The sequence below is a fragment of the Catenibacterium sp. AM22-6LB genome, assembly GCF_003435615.1.
Classification (GTDB): Bacteria; Bacillota_I; Bacilli_A; order Erysipelotrichales; family Coprobacillaceae; genus Catenibacterium; species Catenibacterium mitsuoka_A.
The window spans coordinates 1-22,658 of the sequence record NZ_QTUM01000022.1 but is presented as its reverse complement, the minus strand read 5'-3'; the positions used below and the strand labels follow the sequence as shown (position 1 = coordinate 22,658).

General features: G+C 32.8%; 20 protein-coding genes. 4 read left to right on the top strand and 16 right to left on the bottom strand.

Going from position 1 to position 22,658, the window contains the following annotated elements; translation table 11 throughout:
• Positions 1-26 precede the first annotated feature (26 nt).
• The 5 genes from DW269_RS06330 to DW269_RS06310 all read right to left on the bottom strand — a co-directional run bounded on the left by DW269_RS06330 (position 27) and on the right by DW269_RS06310 (position 5,738).
• Complete coding sequence (locus DW269_RS06330) at positions 27-851, bottom strand: PTS system mannose/fructose/sorbose family transporter subunit IID (RefSeq protein WP_199410009.1); 825 nt, start codon at positions 849-851, stop codon at positions 27-29.
• Entirely contained in the window at positions 832-1,608 is a 777-nt protein-coding gene (locus DW269_RS06325) for a PTS sugar transporter subunit IIC (protein ID WP_117459016.1), read from the bottom strand. Before DW269_RS06325 ends, DW269_RS06330 begins: the two co-directional genes overlap by 20 nt.
• Positions 1,609-1,618: 10 nt before the next feature.
• Complete coding sequence (locus tag DW269_RS06320; RefSeq protein WP_006504553.1) at positions 1,619-2,086, bottom strand: PTS sugar transporter subunit IIB; 468 nt, start codon at positions 2,084-2,086, stop codon at positions 1,619-1,621.
• Between the two features lie 15 nt (positions 2,087-2,101).
• Entirely contained in the window at positions 2,102-2,515 is a 414-nt protein-coding gene (locus DW269_RS06315; protein WP_117459015.1) for a PTS sugar transporter subunit IIA, read from the bottom strand.
• 535 nt (positions 2,516-3,050) lie between these two features.
• The gene (locus tag DW269_RS06310) at positions 3,051-5,738 is read right to left on the bottom strand and encodes a sigma 54-interacting transcriptional regulator (RefSeq protein WP_233503275.1); all 2,688 of its coding nucleotides are present in this window, start codon (positions 5,736-5,738) and stop codon (positions 3,051-3,053) included.
• A gap of 125 nt (positions 5,739-5,863) precedes the next feature.
• Between DW269_RS06310 and DW269_RS06305 the strand changes: the two genes are divergently transcribed.
• Positions 5,864-7,087 carry an RNA polymerase sigma-54 factor gene (locus DW269_RS06305; protein ID WP_117459014.1) on the top strand — a complete coding sequence of 408 codons (1,224 nt, stop codon included), beginning with the start codon at positions 5,864-5,866 and terminating at the stop codon, positions 7,085-7,087.
• A 140-nt stretch (positions 7,088-7,227) separates the two neighbouring features.
• On the opposite strand, the gene DW269_RS06300 is transcribed toward DW269_RS06305, so the two are convergent.
• The 9 genes from DW269_RS06300 to DW269_RS06255 all read right to left on the bottom strand — a co-directional run bounded on the left by DW269_RS06300 (position 7,228) and on the right by DW269_RS06255 (position 16,297).
• A complete protein-coding gene (locus DW269_RS06300; RefSeq protein WP_117459013.1) occupies positions 7,228-7,461 on the bottom strand; it encodes a hypothetical protein in 234 nt (77 codons plus the stop codon).
• A 600-nt stretch (positions 7,462-8,061) separates the two neighbouring features.
• Positions 8,062-10,230, bottom strand: a complete 2,169-nt coding sequence (gene nrdD / locus DW269_RS06290; RefSeq protein ID WP_117459011.1) for an anaerobic ribonucleoside-triphosphate reductase — start codon at positions 10,228-10,230, stop codon at positions 8,062-8,064.
• 282 nt (positions 10,231-10,512) lie between these two features.
• Positions 10,513-11,949 (bottom strand): 6-phospho-beta-glucosidase, encoded by a 1,437-nt coding sequence (locus DW269_RS06285; protein WP_117459010.1) that lies wholly within the window; start codon positions 11,947-11,949, stop codon positions 10,513-10,515.
• The gene (locus DW269_RS06280; protein ID WP_117459009.1) at positions 11,946-12,716 is read right to left on the bottom strand and encodes an HD domain-containing protein; all 771 of its coding nucleotides are present in this window, start codon (positions 12,714-12,716) and stop codon (positions 11,946-11,948) included. The genes DW269_RS06285 and DW269_RS06280 overlap by 4 nt, the downstream gene beginning before the upstream one ends.
• Complete coding sequence (aroD, locus tag DW269_RS06275) at positions 12,709-13,470, bottom strand: type I 3-dehydroquinate dehydratase (RefSeq protein WP_117459008.1); 762 nt, start codon at positions 13,468-13,470, stop codon at positions 12,709-12,711. Before aroD ends, DW269_RS06280 begins: the two co-directional genes overlap by 8 nt.
• A complete protein-coding gene (locus DW269_RS06270; RefSeq protein WP_117459007.1) occupies positions 13,448-14,134 on the bottom strand; it encodes an alpha/beta fold hydrolase in 687 nt (228 codons plus the stop codon). Before DW269_RS06270 ends, aroD begins: the two co-directional genes overlap by 23 nt.
• A gap of 161 nt (positions 14,135-14,295) precedes the next feature.
• Entirely contained in the window at positions 14,296-14,577 is a 282-nt protein-coding gene (locus DW269_RS06265; protein WP_199410011.1) for a winged helix-turn-helix transcriptional regulator, read from the bottom strand.
• Positions 14,578-14,678: 101 nt separating this feature from the next.
• Entirely contained in the window at positions 14,679-15,617 is a 939-nt protein-coding gene (locus tag DW269_RS06260) for an RNA-guided endonuclease TnpB family protein (RefSeq protein WP_199412127.1), read from the bottom strand.
• A 29-nt stretch (positions 15,618-15,646) separates the two neighbouring features.
• Positions 15,647-16,297 carry a helix-turn-helix domain-containing protein gene (locus DW269_RS06255; protein ID WP_255413840.1) on the bottom strand — a complete coding sequence of 217 codons (651 nt, stop codon included), beginning with the start codon at positions 16,295-16,297 and terminating at the stop codon, positions 15,647-15,649.
• Positions 16,298-16,657: 360 nt separating this feature from the next.
• Here DW269_RS06255 and DW269_RS06250 point away from each other — a divergent pair, with 360 nt between their 5' ends.
• From DW269_RS06250 to DW269_RS06240, 3 genes are all read left to right on the top strand, one after another.
• On the top strand, positions 16,658-18,121 hold the full coding sequence (locus DW269_RS06250; RefSeq protein ID WP_117459006.1) for a L,D-transpeptidase family protein: 1,464 nt from the start codon (positions 16,658-16,660) through the stop codon (positions 18,119-18,121).
• A 124-nt stretch (positions 18,122-18,245) separates the two neighbouring features.
• Positions 18,246-18,587: a hypothetical protein gene (locus DW269_RS06245; protein WP_117459005.1), complete on the top strand. Its 342-nt coding sequence runs from the start codon at positions 18,246-18,248 to the stop codon at positions 18,585-18,587.
• Positions 18,556-19,653, top strand: a complete 1,098-nt coding sequence (locus DW269_RS06240) for a DUF6179 domain-containing protein (RefSeq protein WP_117459004.1) — start codon at positions 18,556-18,558, stop codon at positions 19,651-19,653. The genes DW269_RS06245 and DW269_RS06240 overlap by 32 nt, the downstream gene beginning before the upstream one ends.
• Before the next feature lie 6 nt (positions 19,654-19,659).
• Here the strand turns inward: DW269_RS06240 and DW269_RS06235 are convergent, their stop codons facing one another.
• Positions 19,660-21,180 carry an NlpC/P60 family protein gene (locus tag DW269_RS06235; RefSeq protein ID WP_117459003.1) on the bottom strand — a complete coding sequence of 507 codons (1,521 nt, stop codon included), beginning with the start codon at positions 21,178-21,180 and terminating at the stop codon, positions 19,660-19,662.
• 160 nt (positions 21,181-21,340) lie between these two features.
• Positions 21,341-22,486, bottom strand: coding sequence for an MFS transporter (locus tag DW269_RS06230; protein WP_117459002.1), 1,146 nt, complete (start codon positions 22,484-22,486; stop codon positions 21,341-21,343).
• Positions 22,487-22,658 lie beyond the last annotated feature (172 nt).

Genomic DNA, 22,658 nt, shown 5'->3' with positions numbered 1-22,658 from the left:
TTTTCCTCCGTTTTTTTTAAAATTTATTAACAACCTAAGATACCAAAGAATGCTCCGACCAATCCGATTACAACACAGATCAACAATAATGTAGTTGTCTTAACATTTTTCTTTTTCAATAAGTAGTAAACTAGTAATGTGAATAATAATGGCATTAAACCAGGCATGATATTATTGAATACAGAATTTAATGTAGTTGCTTCATTACCAGAACCAAACTTCAATGGGAAACTGATTGATACGTTTTCAGCAGTCATACCACCAACAACCATCAATCCTAAAACACTTGCTGCATAAGTTAGTTTTGACATTAATCCATTCTGCTGGATCTTAGCCAAGAATCCACTACCTAATTTATAACCAGCATTCATTAAATAGTAACGTAATCCCTGAGCTGGAATATTGAAGATTAATAAGAATAAGATAGGTCCTAAGATATTTCCCTGATTTGCTAGAGATAAACCAACACCAGTAGCGATAATACGTAATGTCCCCCAGATGAATGAATCACCAATACCTGCTAAAGGTCCCATTAATGAAACCTTTACATTGTTGATACTTTCTGTATCAAATTCAGGATCATTTGCGTTACTTTCTTCCATAGCAGCACTAATACCTAAGATTAATGTTGCCAATTGTGGAGTTGTATTGAAGAATTCCAAGTGACGTTTCATAGCTGCAACTTGATCTTCTTTATTTGGATATAACTTTTTGATAACTGGTAGCATACTATAGCAGTATGACATATTCATCTGTCTTTCATAGTTCCAAGACCATTCCAAACCGAATGAACGCCAGAATACTTGATTTAACTCTTTTTTAGTTAATTTATTAGAAGTCGTCATCTTCATCTACTCCTCCTTCTGTTGCTGTTTGAGCTGAATTACTACGTAACTGAGTTAATACGATAGCAATGATAGCTCCAAAAATTGCGATTGCTGTTACTGGAATCTTTAAGTATACGCTTAATGCGAATCCTAAGAAGAAGAAACATGCAACTTCTTTGTCCATAATCATCATTAATAATAAACCGAACCCAATTGCAGGTAATAATCCCATTGTGATCTGTAAACCATTTGAAATCCATTTAGGAATGACATTTAATAAAGCCTGTACAGCTGGTCCACCAGCATAGTAACCACATCCTACAATCACACCGATAATTAAGTTAACACCGAAGAATCCACCTAATAAGTGCATTCTAGCAACTCCAGCCATATTTCCTTCAGCTGCATATTTATCTGCTTTATGAACAAATGGAGGTAAGATAAATACCATTCCAATGTTCTTTGCAATTAAAACTAATGAAGCAACTGGTAAACCTACAGTCAATGCAGTTTCTGGTCCAGCTCCTGTTGTAATTGTGAAAGCTGTTCCTAATACAGTTCCTGAAATCATTTCAGGTGGAATACTAGCACCGATTGAGAAAGCTCCCATAAATGCTAATTCTAATGTTGCACCTAAAGTAACACCTGTTTGTACATCACCAAGTACAATACCTGTTAAAGTACCCATAACCAATGGTCTTGACAACAAACTTGTACCGAACAAATACTCAGCATTTCCAAGCATTGCTACCAAGCCAAGTAAAATTGCTTGTAGTAACATATTTCTCCTCCTATAAAACTTTTTCTACATTTACTGGATTATCTTCTGGAACCATCTGAATTGTTACATCCACACCTGATTCACATAATCCTTTTAAAATTGTTTCTTCTGCTGGTGTAATATTCATTGCTTTTGAAATATTACGAGTTTCAGCAGTTGCCTTAGTACCACCAAGATTTAACTTTTTGATGTTGCATTCTTTACACAATCTTTCAGCATCCTTAATAGATTCAACTACAGTTAATAATTTATATTTGTCTGTAACACCACTGTTGATTGCTTTTACTGCATCATCCATACTTTTGATAACTAATTTAACACCACTTGGTTTTGCCATCTTGATTGAAGTTTTTCTTAAATCATCTTTCATAACTGCATCGCATGCAATTAAGATACAATCTGCTTCAACTGCATTTTTCCAAGAAAAAGCAACTTGACCATGTAACAATCTGTGATCCACTCTTAATAATTTAATCATTTTCTTCTCCTCCTATTAGAAATCTTCATCATCTTCGCTTGTCATTCCGTTCATAACAGTCATTCCATCTTTAGCTGCTTCGATTAAATCGTTCGCTTCTGCTAATTCAAGTTTTCCGTTCAAGCCTTTCATTACTGCATCTAATACTAATCCCATGTTCATTCCTGAGAAGACCATTACATTATCTAATACTGCAAGTTTAGATAAAGCTGTGTGAACACTTCCACCTTTGATATCACACAAGATTAAGATTTGTTCATCACTCTCTTTTGCTTCTTTCAAAACTTCTTGATAAAAGTCTTCAGGATTTTGTCCAGGAAGCAAGCTATATGTTTCTATATCCTTAGCTAAATCTCCAACAATCATAGAAACTGAATCTTTCATCCCTTTAGATAATCCTCCGTGTGATGCAAGTATGATTTTTGCCATATTCTCTGCACTCCTTTCTTTTCGTTTTAGTTCATGCAAGCTTTGAGCTAGTTTGTAGATCTTTACGCTTAATTCGTAGAACTAACTTCCACTTATACCCAAGCAAGCTTCGTGCCAGTTTGTAGATCAATTACGTTCAATCTGTAGAACTAACTTCCACTTATACTCAAGCAAGCTTCATGCCAGTTTATAAATTAACTACGCTTAATCTGCATAACTAACTTCCACTTATACTCAAGCAAGCTTTGTGCCAGTTTACAGATCTTTACGCTTAATCTGTATAACCAACTTCCACTTATACTCAAGCAAGCTTCGTGCCAGTTTATAAATTAACTACGCTGAATCTGCATAACTAGCTTCCACTTATACTCAAGCAAGCTTCGTACCAGTTTACAGATCTTTACGCTTGATCTGCATAACCAGCTTCCACTTATACTCAAGCAAGCTTCATGCCAGTTTATAAATTAACTACGCTGAATCTGCATAACTAACTTCCACTTTTAAACAAGCAAAAAGTGTGCCAATTAATAGCACACTAATCATTAATAATATAGTTGTATATATATTCTATTTCTTCATCTGGAATCTCAACGTTGTAGTATGTCTTAACTTCTCTCATTGAGACATTTACTTGATCTATAAACTCTTGATGCTTTTCTTTAAAGTCTTGATCAGTAAAGTTTGAAATAGCTTGTCTTGTAACTAATCTTTCTACAAGACAGCAGATATGAACATATAATCCAAAGCATGTTCTATTCTTAAATCTCTTATGTAAGATATTCTGTAGATAATCAATTGCTTTCGCTACATGTTCTAGTAGTTTATCTGGATTTAATATAGTTAAGTTATTCATGACATTAGATAATGTGAAATTACGTAAGATATTCTTTTCGAATATCTCCATCTGATCTTGAGTCATATACTTCCCAAAATATACTTCTATCGCATTCTGACCCTCATTAATAATCAATTCCTGTATACCTATATATTTCATAGATTCAATATTTGGATCAAGTGTTCCAATGACACAGACGACTTCATAATCATTCATTAACTGATCATAGACCTGTTTACGTATTAAAGCAGGATAATCATAAGTAATAATCTTTAGATTTGAATCTTCAGGTAAAGAATTGAATAAGATTTCTTTGATCTTATTCGCTGTACCAATTCCTGATGCACAAGAACAGATTACAATAGGTTCTTTCTTTTTCTTAAGTTCTACATGCGTTTTATAGATGTTTTCCTTAAGAATAGAATCAATTACTTCAGTCACGGTTTTATTGAGTTTAATTCCCTGTCCTATTTCTAACGCACATTTAGTATTAATATTGTTTACTAAGGCAATATCTGCATTACTTGTATCTAATCCCTGATATATTTCTTCAAGAGAGCCCATATCAACTAATAAATAAAGTTTTGAGATATTACCAACATGTGCAATGTAATCATTAATCTTTCTTGTAATAGTTTGTACATCCACATCTAACGGCATATCAATCGCATCAAATATATAACTATTCAACATTCTATTAGCTGCTTCCGCAATAGAACTTGCAGTTGAATAACCATGCGCAATAATAACCGCAATTGTGAGATCTTCACCAGAATGTGCAAAATACTTAATCATACAAATACAGATAATACATTCTACAAACTCATCAATATCCTGGTTCATATTATTCTTTAAGTAATGAGAAACTTCCTGTCCTATTTCATATTCACGATGAAATTCAAGTTTTAGATATTTCTTTAAGTTTTTTACTTCATCATAATTCTCATTGATCCAGTTATTTGTAAGATATGTATTCTTAGAGAATTCTGAGACATATGTCGCAAGTGCAATCAACTCATTATGTGAAGTCCTAAAGCCATAATGTTCAGTGATATTATTAAATATCTTTTCTAGATAGTTTGTAAGATAATCAATTGAATCTGCACGATTATCATTAAATATAAGCTTCTCAAAATATCTATCTACAGTATTCTGTGCATTTACTGCAAATGACTGATCTCTTTTAAGATTAATTAATGATTGATAAAAATCTTTAATGATACCCTGATCTGATACAGGAAGAAGTGTGTTAAGAGACACAAGTTTATGCTTTTTCATAATCATAGAGGAAACATCTATACTATTTCTAATACTGTCAGGTAAATCATAAGCATGTATTTCTAATATATCTGAATTACTTTTATATAATGCACTTACACAGCTTGCCTGAATAGTATTAGTCAGTTCACCAATATTACCTACAAATGTGTGATTCAGTAACAACTCATAAACGTTAGATGAAATAAGAATTGTTTTGTTGACACGCTTCTCTTCATTCTTCAAAAAACTATACATGAGGTATAGTTTTTCATTTTCTCCTCTTTGTGCAAGAGATGGAATTGTAAGAATAACTGGAATACGTCTGAGGAATGTTTTTAATAATGCTTTTTGTGGCACTTCTGTTGTCGCAAATATAATTCTACATTTGGATTTATACCACTTATTATTATCACCTACTAAGTGATAGATTCCCTGGTCCATATAAAGGAATAATTTTTCCTGACATTCAGCATTTAAACAATGCACTTCATCTAAGAATAATACACCACCATCCGCAAAATGTAATAAACCTAAGTTATCACTATCTGCACCTGTAAAAGCACCTTTTTTATAGCCAAACAGATTCGCTGTGAGTAGTTCTGGGTTATTGGCATACTCTGAACAGTTCACCTGTACAAAATTCTTAGATGCATCAATTAAGCCTGTGTCTACACAATATTCATACGTAAGTTTAGCCATAAATGATTTACCCGTACCAGTTGGTCCATAAAACAACATAGGTAATCCTACTGGAGGGTAAGATACTGTTGCCTTAATCTTCTCTACAATCTGATACATGCTTTCATTAGACCCAATAAGCTTTTCAAAGTTCTTTAATTCTGTCTGATTGTTTAATTCAGCTTCCAATTCATCTAATGATTTGTATTCATCTGATGAGAGCTTCTTCTTATACTTACTTTCAAGAGAACCTCTTGAAAGATATAGAACAGGGCTTGTTTTGATTTTAATAAGCTTCTTGTCATTAAATAGTTCATTTAATAGTCTAGTCACTTGATTTCTACTTAGTTTTAATTCTTTTGATAATTGGATGGATTGACATTCTTCGTATGAATTTTGATCCATTCTTCCATTGATCAATAACATTATTTTTTCTTCCAATGAAATCACCTCATCATTCATGATAAAGCAAATAAAACTTGTAAGCAACAACAGTTATTCGTTATACTATTCAAGTAAACACCTAAGCATTAATTGGCACGAATTTTGCTATATATTAGTGAGGGGTGATGAATATGAAACAAAAAATGCAATATATTCAAACATTGAAACAAACATTAAAATTAAATCAAAAACTATTAAAATCATTAGATTTCTTGACTGACAACATTGATGATATCAATAAAGTTGTTCAACAAGTATTAGAAACAAATCCTTTTTTAGAACTAAAATCACCTAAAAACTATGATACTCAGCAATTTATTGAAAGTATTTCTAATAAACGTTCTTTAAAAGATGATCTCTATTTACAATTAAGTGCATGTACTCGTCCATATAATGAAGATTTGATGGATTATTTGATTGAATCATTAGACGATAGCGGATTCTTATCCTACCCTATTGATCAATATCTCACTGATTTAGATATAGATAGAGAAATACTTGATGCTCATTTAGATATATTACGTTCTTTTGAACCAAATGGTGTTGGAGCTGCTGATGCTATTGATTCAATCATCATTCAATTAAAAAATAATAATAAAACAAAAAGTTATACACTATTTAGAGATTATCAGGATGTTATCTTAACTCAGAACTATTCACTTATTAAACAGAAAACAGGATTAAAAAAAGAAGAGATAGACCATTTATTTTATGAAATACGTTCTTGTAACCCATTCCCATGTAATATGTATAGTTCATCCCAGGATGATTATATCTCCCCAGATATTTTAATAGAGGTAGAAGATTCTAATATCATGATTACTCCTATCAATCAACCTGAACTCATCGTAAATGATCTTCTTTATGAGAAGGTAAAGAATGATGAAAATATGAAATCTTATTTTAATGACGCACATTTCTTAATTGAAAATCTCACAAAGAGAAATCAAACAGTATTATTTGTTGCAAATGCTTTAGTTGATATCCAGAGTGGTTATTTCTTATATGATGATGAGTTATATCCATGTACTTTATCACAACTTGCAAGTGAAACAGGATTCCATGAATCTACTATTTCACGTACATTAAATAATAAGTACTATAGCTTTAATGGTGAGGTTTATCCTCTTAAACAACTTCTTGTTTCTCAAACTGCTTCAGGAGATAGTAGTGATTCTATTAAAAAGGCTATTGTTGAATTAGTTGATAGTGAAGATAAAGAACACCCACTTTCGGATAATCAAATTCTAAAGAAACTAGAAGAATTAGAACTACATTGTTCACGTCGAGTCATTGTCAAATATAGACAACAATTAAATATTCCTTCATCTACAAAACGTAAGGTTCTTAAATAAGACTGTGACTTGTACTTAGCGTTTTCACATAAAGAGTAACTAAATAGACTTGGGGTTAACTCAAGATTTAAAATGCCAGGGGTTTAGAACTCCTGGCAGTAATTTTAGGCTGTAAACTTTTTAGGGGCAGTTTTCTGTCATTATTTTTTTCCATTTCCTACTTCTCTCAATTTTCTGAATGCCCAGAAAATTCTTATAAATACTATGATTAATAGAACAAGTTCTGCACCGACAAGAAATTTGTAAGTAGCACCAGACATATAAGAAGCACTCTCTGTTAATAAATGATGAAGAAACAAAATTATATATGCTGCGAGTGCTACCATACACGCAAAAGACAAAAAGTGATAAATTTTCTCTGACTTATTCTTCATAAAATTTCCCTCCTTTAAGATTATATGAATAAGCTGTTTTTTTTGAATAATCATCTGCTTTTAAAAGATTTCTCTGTTCAAATGATATCATTTATATTTTCTATGAGAAAATTTTATCAAAGAGTATTTAGCTTTTCAACATTTTGCTATATTTTATTGAAAATTAGCAGTGGAAAGGCATGCCACTAACATTATGGGGTTGATCTCTTTGCCAATACAATTTTCCAGAATAATAAACTACCATTTAAATACCCATAATCTGCAGGCGACAATTTAAGAGAAATGTAGAGCAGAAATATTCAGGATATATACTATCTGTCTATGACTGATAGTAAATGATTTCTATAGGTATTTCTTGATTTTATCCATAACAGTCTTTCCCATCTTTCTATGGTTAAACCTATACTCCTGTTCATTCAGGAATAAAGGCATCTCTCTTTTAGTTATTCCATGATATATCCCAGTAATACTACTTTTAATATTACCGATTATTATATGAGCTCTAAACATAGTAAACAAGCGAAAAATCACCACCCATTTGCATAAAAAGAGATAACCAGTCACGGTTATCTCTTAAGCCCTTAATGACACAAGGCTTTCCTAGTTATTTTCCTGATATACTCTATTGTCTAAATGTACAAAACGTTCTTTGATTTCCTGTGTACGTCCCTTATTCCAGAAGTTATCACCAAGATAACCACATGTTCTACGACATACATTTAAAGTCTTATGGTTTCTATTACCACAGTTAGGACAATACCATTCATTATTTTCATCTAATAAGATTTCTCCAGAGAAACCACATTCCTGACAATAGTCAGACTTAGTATTGATTTCAGCATACTGGATTGTTTCATACATATAGTTAATTAATTCTTTCATGGCATCAAAGTTATTTGTCATATTAGTCACTTCTACATAACTAATAGCCCCTCCAGAAGAAATCTTCTGGAACTTCGCTTCAAAGCCTAATTTAGAGAATGCATCAATATGTTCTCTTACATTGACATGATAAGAATTAGTAATATAGTCTTTATCTGTTACACCAGGTACGACTCCAAATCTCTTCTTTAATGCACGTGCTAATGTATAAGTAGTAGATTCTGCAGGAGTACCATATAAGGCAAATCCTAAACCTGTATCCTTCTTCCACTTATCACATGCATCTCTTAATTTCTGCATGATTGCAAGAGCTAATGCATCGCCATCTTCAGTAGTATGAGACTGACCAATTAATGCCACTACACATTCATATAAGCCAATATAACCTAATGATAATGTAGAATAACAAGTATCTAATAATGAATCGATCTTTTCTCCTGGTTTTAATCTTGCGATGGCACCATACTGCCAATGAATTGGAGAAATATCTGAAGGAGTACCCTTTAAGCTTTCATGTCTTAACATTAAAGCTTCATAGCATAAATCTAAACGTTCATCTAGAATCTTCCAGAATGAATCCATATTCTTGTTAGCTGATAAACCAACATCAGTTAAGTTAAGTGTGACTACACCCTGGTTAAAACGACCATACCACTGGTATTCACCTTTTTCATTCTTCCATGGAGATAGGAATGAACGACATCCCATACAAGGGAATACTTGTCCTTCATAGTTTTCTCTCATGATCTTTGCGCTGATGAAATCAGGCATCATACGCTTAGATACACACTTAACAGCTAAATCTGTTAAATAACGATACTGTGAATCATCAGGCACATTATTATCATCTAATACATAAAGTAATTTAGGGAATGCTGGAGTGACATAAGCACCCACAGGATTCTTCATACCAATATATCTCTGTTTTAAGATTTCTTCAATTAGTAAAGCTGTTTCTTCAATATAATCTGGTTCTTCTCTTAAATACATGAAAATAGATAAGAATGGAGCCTGACCATTTGTTGTAGAGAATGTATTGATCTGATACTGGATAGTCTGTACACCTGCTTTGATTTCTTCATGAAGACGAGACTTTGCGATTTTTTCAATCTGTTCTTCAGTATAATCAATACCTACTTCTTTACCTTCTTTTCTTACAGCCTTTAAGTGTTTCTTATATGAGACACGTACATAAGGTGCTAAATGAGAAATAGAGATTGTCTGTCCTCCATACTGACCATTAGCCACCTGCTGAACAATCTGAGTTGCAACAGTACATGCTGTCTGTAAAGACTTAGGTGTTTCAATCAATTTATCATTAATAACTGTACCATTCGCAAACATATCCTTTAAGTTTACTAGATCACAGTTATGCATCTTCTGGATATAGTAATCCATATCATGGAAATGAATAATACCATCATCATGTGCCTGTACAATCTTTGGTGGTAATAACAAACGGCGGCAATAGTCTCTAGAAAATTCACCAGCAATCAAGTCTCTCTGAGTCGCAAGAACTGTCGCATCTTTATTAGAGTTTTCATCCATTGCTTCTTTATTAGTTTGGTTGACAATACCATAAATCGCATTATCAATTGTATTTGTTTCTCTCTGGAATTCTCTTACTTTACGATAGCCTTCATAAGCCTTGGCAGTAAGTACTTCTCCCTTTTCAATTAACTTTTCAAAAACCTGTCCTTCAATACGATAAATACTGATAGATGCTGCTCCACTTGATTTATGCCAGTCTTCAATTTCATGTGAGATCTTAGATGCAATTTCAGGTTTCACAATACCGCTGCCATAGCGCATAGCCTTTAAAATCGCATTTTCAATCTTACTTCCATCAAAAGCTACCTTTGAGCCATCTCTCTTGATTACCTCCATGTTATTTACCCTCCTCATAAGAAAATCTATTAGGATGAAATACCTAATAGATTTTTTTCTAATTCTATATTAGTCTAAATTAGTTGCACATGCAACTAATATGCTTGAGATAAAAAAATATCTCGCCAATAATTTGTTAACATGAAAAATGTTGAATTTATCAACGTTTTTTTGATTACTGATAAACATCAAGAATGTTTACCCTTAAACAGTATAAAAACCCACGAGCCTAATGTCAAGCATTTCTCATGGGTTTCTTTTTTTCGCAATGTTGAAAGCGAATTAACCTAAATCTTCACCATTGCTTGCAACAACTTTCTTATACCAGTCAAATGAATCTTTCTTGCTTCTTACTAGTGTACCGCTTCCATCATTGTTACGATCTACATAGATAAAGCCATAACGTTTCTTCATTTCACCTGTAGTAAAAGAGACACAGTCAATGCAGCCCCATGGTGTATATCCCATTAAATCAACACCATCGATTTCTACAGCTTTTTTCATCTGTTCAATATGTGCTCTTAAGTAATCTACACGATATGGGTCATGACAGCTACCATCTTCTTCCTTCTTATCAATCGCACCAAAACCATTTTCTACAATAAATAATGGTTTTTCATATCTTTCATACATCTGATTTAATGCATAACGTAAACCTTCTGGATCAATAGCCCAACCCCAGTCAGATACTTTGATATAAGGGTTTGCGACTGAATGTTCACTAGAACCATCTAATGACTTAGAAACATCAATATGTGCTGTAGAGTCTACAGTATTAGTCATGTAATAAGAGAAACCAATATAATCTACTGTACCTGCAGCTAAAGCTTTTTTATCTTCTTCAGTGATATCTAAGTTAAAGCCTTTGTTTTCAAACATCTTTAAAGCATAACGTGGATAATGGCCACGGCACTGTACATCGCAGAAGAACCATCTCTGATGCATCATTTCAGTAGATAATACCATATCTGCTGGACGGCAAGAGAATGGGTAAATAGGAACCATCGCAATCATATTACCGATTAAGAAGTTAGGATTGATTTCATGACCAATCTTCACTGCCTTTGCACTGGCTACTAATTCATAATGACCACACTGATACATTGCTTCTTCTGGATTATCATAGTTTCCAAAATGAGCACCACTGTTAGTCCATCCGAAAATATCATTCTTATAGTTCATCTGGTTATTGATTTCATTGAAAGTCATCCAGTATTTAACTTTATTTTTATATCTCTTGAAACATACTTCTGCGAACTTTACAAAGAAATCAATAGTCTTTCTGTTCATGAATCCGCCATATTCTTTTGCAAGATGATAAGGCATTTCAAAATGAGATAATGTGATAACTGGTTCAATACCATATTTTAATAATTCATCAAATACATCATCGTAGAACTGTAATCCTTCTTCATCAGGCTGTTCTTCATCTCCTAATGGGAAAATACGTGTCCAGGCAATAGATGTTCTAAAACATTTAAAGCCCATTTCTGCGAATAGTTTGATATCTTCCTTGTAATGATGATAGAAATCAATACCGATATGGTTTGGATAATATAATCCTTCTTTTACACCATCAGTAATCACACGTGGTGTTGATACGTTTCCACCTGTCATTACATCGGCAACACTTAAGCCTTTAGTAGTGTCTAATACACCGCCTTCAAACTGGTGAGCTGCTAAAGCACCACCCCATAGGAAATCCTTTGGTAAACTCATACATGTCCTCCTTTAATATACTCTAGTGCACATTTTTCTAATGCAAGATAAGTCTGCAATGTCTCTAGATCTTCTATTTTTATTTTATCAAAGCTTCTTTCAATATAGTGATTTTTTTCAATATATGATTTACTTTCATCAAAATAAAGATCAAATATAAAAGCGATATAAGAAATCCACATATCTAGATGTGTTTTTCTTGTAGGCGCATAAATAAGTTGATGTTTACAGAACTGTTGATAGACTTCATCAGTTATAGATTCTTTTCCTGCTTCCTCATAAGTAACACCTAGTAAGACTGTATCCTTTTCTACATCTTTAACACGAAAATGATCTAATTTATCTGCATCTCTAATCATATGTATGTAAAAGAGTTCTTCTTCACTAAAGCCTTCTTCTACTTTGTATTTATTATGCTGTTCTATAGCATTTTTAATAATTGTGTCATATGTATCTTCTTCTATGAACTCTCTAATAAGTCCCTCTTCAAATAATATATGAGAAGAATACATTGCATGATCCACTGTTTCTCTATCCAGGAAAGAATGATATAAGTGAAACTGTTCAAAACGACCTATATCATGTAATAGGCCGATTAATAAACATAAGTCTTTTTCTTCAGTTTTACCTTTCATATCACATAATTCACCCATAACATCCATTACTTTATAAGAATGCACATATTTAAGATGAATATGTGGGATAGAAAGATCATAACGATTGACATAATTATCAAATGCCTTTTTCGCATGTTCTAAATTAATCATGTAGAACCTCTAATACTTTTTTCAAATCATCAAGAGGAACCTGTCCTGGTGCACTCGCATCCTTAGCTGTCGCAAATGTCATGCATGAACCAAAGTATTCGCCCATCATACGTGACAAGCGTCCTAATTTACCCATGGACATAGTAATAATAGGTTTTCCTAAACGCTGACTTGAATAAAGAGTGGCTTCTAGAAGTGTTAATAGGTCTTCTTTACTTTCAGGCATAACAGCAAGTTTAGGTAAATCAGCTCCTAATATTTCCATCTTTTCTAGTGTTTCCTGCATATCTTCTCTTGATGGTGTTTCATCAAAATGATGTTCACTCATAATAACATGAACACCCTTCTTATGAGCATACTGAACAAGCTCCATCACAGATTCATATCCCTGCGATAACTCAATATCTGCTAGATCCACATGAGCATCACAGATTTCTTTAATACAATGTATATACTCTAGAGAAGTAAGTTCTCCTTCTCCTCCTTCACTCACAGTACGGATTGTGCCTAATACAAGTTTATCTGTATGTTTCTTAATTTCTTCTAATGCATCTGTCAAATGCCCTTCTTTTAATCCTTCATAGAAATCAAGCCTAATTTCTACTACATCATAATCTAAATCCTTATAAGAATCTAAAGTATCAATAATACCTTTTTTAGTTGTATCTACAATAGGAAGACAAATCTTAGGTGTTCCTTCCCCAAACACAACATTCTTTATATCTAATATATTATGCTTCGTGATGACAGGCATATAAAAACCCCCTTATTTCTCTTAATGTTTTATCATATTGATCACCTAATAAGAAATGTGGTGAACCTTTAATCACCTTATGTACACAATAAGGCAATGATGACTGAATAAAAGTAAAATCAGAATCCTTGATGACATCATGCTCACCAGATAGTAATAAAGCTGGAATCTTGAGTTCTGATAAATAGTCCGCAGTAAAATGTGGCTCTTTTGTCATAAATGAAATGAGCTTAAAACGTATTCTTGATCTCTTATCATATATACAGAATATTGGCAATAAGAGTAATGTCATATACATATGGAGACGATAATACCATTTAATGCCTTGAGGAGTGGCATTAGGTGAAAGAAGTGCCATATGTTTTAAACGGTCATCTTTACCTGCAAGTGTAAGTGCGATATTCGCACCATCACTAAAGCCAATGACATCATATGTTTCTAAATCTAGCTCATTTGCGACATCCATCACATCCTGAGCCATACGGTCTAGCGTTAAAGGACCACTCTTAATAGATTTACCATGATAACGTGAATCCATTGCGATTAATTGATAATCGTTTTCTAAATCCTTGATTAATTGATCATATATTTTTCTATTTTCCTGATTCCCATGTAATAAGATAATCGGATAACCCTTTCCATGTACTTCATAATATATCTTCATAGCATTACCTCACTTTGATCTCATTATAACACATATTAAATAACTGTGAAAAAAAGCGACTTGTTAATGTGTTTAACAGTCACTCTCATCACAAATCAAAATAACATCGATATATACAATGTTTTTCTAATATCATACAGTGCAGAAAATGTAGTAATATATTATTTCTTCACTATCCATTTACCACTTCTATTAGAGCCTTCTCTTTCTACTAACCCATTTAAACGCAAATATTGAATGATGTTTTGAATCTGTTTTCTAGATAGATTAAACTCTTCCATTAGCTTAACCTGTGTTACAAAAGGATTTTCTCTCATTCTATTAAGTATCTCCAACCTTCTTTCAGTTCCTTTTTTGGCACCTTTTGCATCAACTTTGACTCCTTTTTCCTCAATTTCGGCTCCTTTTAGCCCAATTTTGGCTCCTTTTGACTCCTGTTTCATAAATGCTTCATGTGTGAACTACCCATCACCTAAAGGTAATGGGCTTCAGAGAGCCTAACGGCTCTTTTTAAGAAGTTTGATATTTAAGTTTCCACCTATTGCTAGGCAATCTTTATTCTTACAGGCGTGTCCACCTCGCCTCTACTGTATAGCCCCACAAGGGACACAACATTACTTTTACGCAAGATATTTAATGCACCATTTACATCAGCATTAAGACATTTACCATATAAACATTGATACATACCTCTATGTATTCGCTTTCCACTAAATGTATAGCTTTGCGGGTTGTCGTTATTGTAAATAGGAATATCATCCTTATCCCAAAATGATGCTTTTGAAGTATAGCTTTCTTCCTGCTTTACAAAGACAATGCCATTAATCTCACAAAGGTACTCTACCTTAAAACGAAGTTGTCCATAAGGTATATTTACAAATGTCTGATTATTGACTTTACCAATACTACTGTTCTTCTGGAAAGTTTCATTATAGCCAACTACAAGTGTTCCAATATCATTATTGATGCAATAATCTATGATTGTGCGTGCAGTCTTGTTCATATAATCATTAATCTTATTATTCCTGCTGCGAGTATTGGCTTTTTGTTTATTGGTAGGTCTTTTCCCAATATTTTGTTTATCTTTTACAGACTGTAAATCTGCATTTTGCTTATTGTACCACTGATTTATGGATTTAAGTCGCTTACCATCAATGATGAATGTCTTGCCATTACTTGATACCGCTGTTACAAGATTATTAATACCAAGATCAATTGCCAGTGCATTATTTATATTTAAGTTTCTTTGAATACATTCAGCTTCATAGATATATTGAATTTCAAAGAACCTGGCGTTTGCTTTCGGTATGATACGGATTTCCTTAACTTTCTTATCAAGTAATATAGGTGGGATGGTAATCTCTACACATTTATGTTCTTTCTTGTAAGCATTTGAATATGGTAAAATCAGTTTATTACCACTAAGTCTTACAAAACCTATGACAAGCGTAGTATATCCATCTTTTGGAAGATAGTTTGGCAAACGACAATCCTTAAAAGCATACTTGCCTTTTACGGTAAAAATTTATCTGGCTGTGTACAGAAAAACATTAACCCTACATTCTTAGGTTTAACGTATTCCGGAAGTATACTAATAATATTCATATTACTGCATAATTCAGTGAAATCTCCAGTTATTGATTTTTCATATAGTGAACTTCCTATTTCTCTCAGATAATTCTGAATCAAAGTTATATTCAGATCAGTTATTTCTGCTTGATGATTTACTCTATCATCAAACGGCACCCTATTTGCTAGATTAAATAAATCCTTTTCTTCATCATCAGATGGTGCCACAGTGTTTGAAGCTTTACGAATGTAATGTATTCTCTCTTTATTATTTCTCTCCATCGTCTTTGGCGATGAGTATGGTCTATTATCACCACCTGGACACCATATTACAATAAAATACTTACCTTGATATTTTTCAACACTAATTATCGGTGTATAAGACGGTCTAAGAAGTTTGCATTTCGCAAAAATATTTTTCTGGAAAGAATCTAATTTTTCAGGTGGTACTCCCTTTAGCGGATAAATGGGTCTTCCATTAACCTCTTGCACTCCAATAATAATATATCCACCGCCCCAATTATCAAGATCATTCGCAAATGCACATATAGTTTTCAAAGATGCTGCTGGATCCCAAGTTTGTTTCAATTCAATTCTTGCCCATTCAACAACATCGCCAGATAATAATGTTTTAATACTTGTTGGTATTGCTATATAGTCACATCCTCCATACTATTTAATACTCCAATATTTGAAGAATTGCTTATTTAAGAGAGACTATTTTCGAATCACCTACACACATTTCTGTACATTCTTTGTCACTACACACAACGTACTAACAATCACACCTCACTATTTATACAATATTTATTCACAAATAAATAAGTTAAAACTAACTTCTTTTGTACAAGTTGTGTATTTTTAAGTCATTTCACAAATCTTGATTTACCTTTTTACAAATGTTTGCTATAATCAATGAATTAGAAGGGGTAGTATAAGGGAGAGAAAGATAACATGACAAATATGCAGAAAAGAAATAAGATTATTGTAATTATTGTATCTGTACTCGTGATTCTTGGATTATCAGTATTCCTCTATATTCATCATATGGGTACAGCTTATAGTGATCGCTTCTTACCTTCTACTTATATTAATAATGTAAATGTAGGTAAGTTAAGTGTTGCAGATGCAGAAAAGAAGATTGCTGAAAATCAGTTAAACTACACTTTAGAAATGAAGTTTAGAAATAAGACTACCGAAACTATTTCAGCAAAAGAAATTGACATGAGTTATGTTCCTGATGGAAAAGTTGAGGCTTTATTGAAGAAACAGGATTCATTTACATGGTTCAAGAACTACTTATTTAATCACAAAGGAAATAAGAAAACTATTCAGACTAAGACTTCTTATGATGAAAATAAGTTAAAGGATGTTCTTTATAGCAAGAATCAGTTAAAGGATGAAAACCAGACAGCGCCTACAGATGCACGTATGAAGTATGAGAATGGTTCATTTACTGTACAAAAGGAAAAAGCTGGAAATAGTTTAAATAAAGAGACTGTTTATGAAGCAGTGAATAAAGCTGTTGGTCTTCAGAAAACTAGTTTAAATGTTGCTAAAGTAAAGGATGCATATAAGATCCCTGGAAAAACAACTGAAACTGTTAAATCTGAAGCTGAAACATTAAAGAAATATTTAAAGACTTCTATTACTTATGAACTACCTAACAATCAGAGTGAAGTCTTAAATAGTGAAAAGATGTTAACATGGCTTGTTAAGAATGAAGATGGTACTTATAGCTATAACGAAGAAATCTGGAATAAACGTATGAAGAGCTTTGTTTATACACTTGCAACTAAAGCCAATACTGTTGGTAAGACACATACATTTAATGCAACAGGTTTAGGCGTAAGAACTGTAAGTGGTGGTACTTATGGTTATAAGATGAATCAGACAGAAGAAATCGCAAAGATTAAAGAAGAATTAAATGCTGGTAAGGCTGTTAAGAGAGCTCCTGCTTATAGTGCTAAAGAACAGTCTACTGAGAATTATGGTCTTGGTGGTAATTATGTTGAAGTTGACTTATCTCGTCAGCATCTATGGATTTATAAGAATGGTCAGTGTGTTCTTCAGTCAGATTGTGTATCAGGTAAGATGACAAATGATCGTTATACTCCAGCTGGTACATATTATATTTATTCTAAAGAACGTAATAGAGTATTAAGGGGTACTAAGGATCCTGTTACAGGTAAGTATCCTTATGAATCTCCTGTAAGTTATTGGATGCCATTCAATAGAGGTATTGGTTTCCATGATGCGAACTGGAGATCTAGTTTTGGTGGTAATCTTTATGTGTCTGGTGGTTCACACGGATGTGTTAACCTTCCAGTAAGTTTTGCAGGTACTATGTACAATACTATTACAACTGGTATGCCAGTAGTCATTTACTACTCACAGGGCTATACATTAAATGGATAAAAAAATGAGTCATACACAAACGTGTATGACTTTTTTTCTGCCCTTATATTACCATATTTTCGCTATTTTTTCAATTCTTGTTCTTTTTTAGAATATATGATATTAAGAATAGCAGGAGGTGCCTATGAATCAAATTATTGAACATCGCAAACTTAATAAAAAAGAGAAAATGATTCTTACCAATCATTTGATCAAAGTATGTAGAAATCTGCATTGGATAGAAACTGATTCCGACAAAGCTGTTTTTATCACTGAACCTTTTCTTGGTTATTCTTCTATTTCTCATTTGAAGCATATTATCGCAATGTTTTATATCATCAGAAGCAGAATAGATATTACATCTAGTGATGAAGATATCAGAAATGCACTTTATCACTATCAATCTATCAATCGTGTGATAGAAATATTATTGAAAGAAGGTGGAACCTATCGAATTGAGACTATTAGATACAGAGAAGAATTATGATCCTTCTCTAGTCAAAGAACTTGTTTGTCATTATAACCATAACCAAAGTACTTCTATTTCTTTAGAAGACTTCAAGCATATTCTAGATACTATAGATTATATTTTAGAACATGGAGAAACATTCGACAAAGGTATTCAATCTATACAATCAGATATCAAAGAAATACAAAGAATTTATAAGAGTATTCAATTACTTCCCATCAATAATGAAAAGTATCTGAATGTTTTGAAGAAACAGATTCCTTTCTTTATTCAATCTGTTACAGGAAAAGATGCATTATTTCATTATTGTGATATTTCCGTAGATTTGGATTATCCTCTTATTGATGGTATCCCTCTTTATCATGATATGTATCATTTAAGAGGAACTGATCTTGTACTTTACTATTTAAAGAGACTCAGTGAAGAGAATCATTTCTGCAGTCTATTTGATGATTTAGAAACATTTATTGAAGACTATGAAAAGACTATTAAGACATCTCTATTTGACTTACAGATTAACTTCTTTGAACTAGTGGTTCATCAATGCATAACACATATATCTATTTATAATTCACCTGGTTTAATTATTCATGACAAAAAAGAAGTTAAAGAAATAAATTCGATTATAAGTTTTTTCCATTATCCTATGATTGATTTATTTAAAGAAAACATTATTGCATCCTTCAACAAGATTCCTATTATTTATCCACAGGATAGTTATCAAATAACTTTTAGTCACGAAGGTGCTGATTTCTATGAGATTCTCAATCAATTTGAATATTCCAGAGATATCACATTATTAAAACAATTAAGTATCTACGATCTAATAGATTTCTTAGAACAGGATATTCTAATAAATGAAGAATACACAGCTTTTATGAGCTCTTTAACCGCAATAGAAATTGTTTCTATCCTAAAACTCATTATTCCTGAACTTGACACATTTCTGCATTCAACATCTATCGCAGATATCATTAGCGAATTAGATACATCTATCACATATCAAGAAATACTATCTCACTATATCACAACAGAAGTTCTCAACACTTATCCACAATACATAAAAAAAGAAGGTTCTTTTTGAACCTTCTTATCTTCTACCTGCTCCTGCATAATGTGCAGAATAATATCCACTATTTAATGAAGAAACAACTACACCTGTCTTAGAGTTTGCAGCATGGATGAACTGTCCGCCACCAATATAGATACCTACATGAGAGATACCTGATTTATAAGTTCCAGCGAAGAATACTAAGTCACCAGCTGTTAAGCCATCCTTAGATACTCTTGAAGTTCCACTATACTGAGCTGCTGCAGTTCTAGGTAATGATTTACCATTCTGACTATATACCCAAGAAGTGAATCCTGAACAGTCGAATACTGTTGGTCCAGATGCACCCATACGATATGCACAGCCAAGTCTTGAACGTGCTGTTCCAACGATACCACCCTGTGCAGCACCTCCTCCAAGACCACCAAAGTTATAGCTTCCGCCTTTGTTGCTCTTGTTGTTAGTTTTTACTTGTACTACTGGTGCAGCAGATACATTGATCTTTGCACTTGTTTCAGATCTATTACCAGCATTATCAGTGACTCTATAATAAACACGATAAGCGCCAGCTTTGTTTGTATTAACAGTTCCAGTAATTTCTACTTTACCTGTTACATCACCATCTAAGTTATCGATAGCTGATGCTAAGTTTGATTTAGGATCAAATGAAGTACCATACTTCACATCTACATTATCGCTCTTTAATGTAATTGCTGGTCCAGTCATATCTGCAACTTTTACTTCATAATCATTTGAAGTCTGGTTTCCAGAACTATCTGTTGCAGTTACCTTGATTGGCTGTGCATCAGTTATATTTCTAGTATCTACATTACCTTCTACAGTAACTGTAGGGTTCACATCATAGTTATCCTTAATATCAACATAATTGTGAATATCGAAACCATCACCATAGTTAACAGTGATATTACCATTCTTTAAATTCATTTCTGGCGCAATTGTATCACCAACATTGAATGTAAAGTCTTTTTCTGATTTATTTCCTGCGTTATCTTCAACAGTTGCATGGATTACCTGTTCACCTAAAACAGATGTATCTAAGCCACGATCGAAAGTAATGAAATCAGAAACATCACCATCTACATTATCAGTTGCTTTGATGTACTGTTTTAAATCATTGTTGCCGTTTGCTTCAACATTGATTACATAACCATCATTATTTACTGATTCTAATGCTGGTGCTTCTGTATCAACAACTTTAACTTCAACTTCTTTAGTTGTTTCATTGTTGAATGCATCCTTTACAGTAACATTAACTTTATAAGTTCCAATCTGATTCTTCTGATAAGAAGTATCATCAATTTCAGTTTTAATAACACTTACTGTATCTCTATTATCTGATACAGTGAAATCACTTGCTTTTAATTCTGTACCGAATGGTACTTCAAGCTTATTTGAATGAACAATAGGCGCTGTTCTATCAGCTGCTGCATAACCTACTAATGCAAATGCTGAAATAGCGACTACTGGAATAAACATTGTCTTCTGAGTTTTAATACGGTCTACCATGAAATCTACAACTTCTTTAGTTTTCTTATCCATGTAATCCACTCCCTTTCTTTTCGACAATGACTATTATATCACTCTGGGAAAAAAAATAAAGAACTTTCTTAAGAAATTTTTAAGAAATATAAAAAAGAGCCGAATATATCAACTCTTTTTTGATTAAGAATTATTTAATAATGTTGTAAGAATTATGGTATTAAGCACGTTTTTCTTTAAATGTTAAGGATAATACTAAAGCGGTTACAATTAATAAGGATAAAAACAAATAGAATGGTGTCATTGTAGAAAAGCTATCAATCATTTTTCCACCAATTAACTGTACGACTGCAGCACCAATTCCTCTACCTACTGTTGCTTGTAAGCCAAAAGCTGTAGAGACATACTTATCTTCTACAATTTCCATGATTAATCTTACTGTAATCATAGTAAAGAGTATAGTAGATAAGCCTTTGAATACAAATACTGCCACAATTAAATTTGGATTAGGTAATGTTGCATACCAGACAAAGTTGACTACAGACATGGCACATGCAAAGAGCATGATATGTTTATATGAGAACTTCTTAATAATAAAGTCAGTTGCAAGTATTGCAGGTACTTCAAATAATGTCGCAAATAACTGGTATGTACCTACCATGGATGCTGTTCCACCTACTGATTTAATAAATACTGAGATATATGTGAAATTGGCTGTACAAGCGCCCCAGAAGAAGAAAGAGATTAATAGGAATATAATGTACTGTTTATTCTTAAAGAGGCTCTTATAGGCTTCTTTTGAGCTATATTCTACTTTTGTTTCAGTTTGCACTTCTTCTGGATCATTGACTCTTAGGATACAGATAAGAACTGTTATTGTACCAAAGAGGAAAATAACGAAGATAGAAATAGGTGCAATCACATCATAAACAAAACCACATAACTGAGCACTAATGGCATAACCAACAGAACCCCATAATCTGATCTTACCAAAGTCATAAGGTGAAGAAACACCAATTCTGTCCGTTAATGGTGTCACTGCATTGAATAAGGCAAGAATAGTCGCACTAGTAATTAATAGAATAATTAGCTGATGTGAGAACATAAAGATCACATTCATCACCACTGTAATAAATAATGCTACTAAGGATACTTTTCTAGGTGAACGGAAGCGGTCTGCCAAAGTTCCTAGATAAGGCTGAGCAAAGATTGAGAATAATGGTGCTGATGAAGTAATAAGTGATATCTGCTGAGCATTAAAGTGAATATCACTTAAATATAAAGCAAGCATTGCATTGTAACATGCAAATGCGAAATAAAAGAAAAATGATGTACCAGCATGATACATATAGCTGTTCTTTTTCATAATGTTCCCTCCGACGGACTTTATTATAACCACATATGATTAAAAAGGTCTAATTTTTCATATAATGTAACAGAATTGTAAAAAAGCCTAACTCGTTGAGTTAGACTAACTTAATAGACAATATGAAATGACGAGGAGGAAACAAAAAAGTAACTCTCCTTAATTGTTCAAT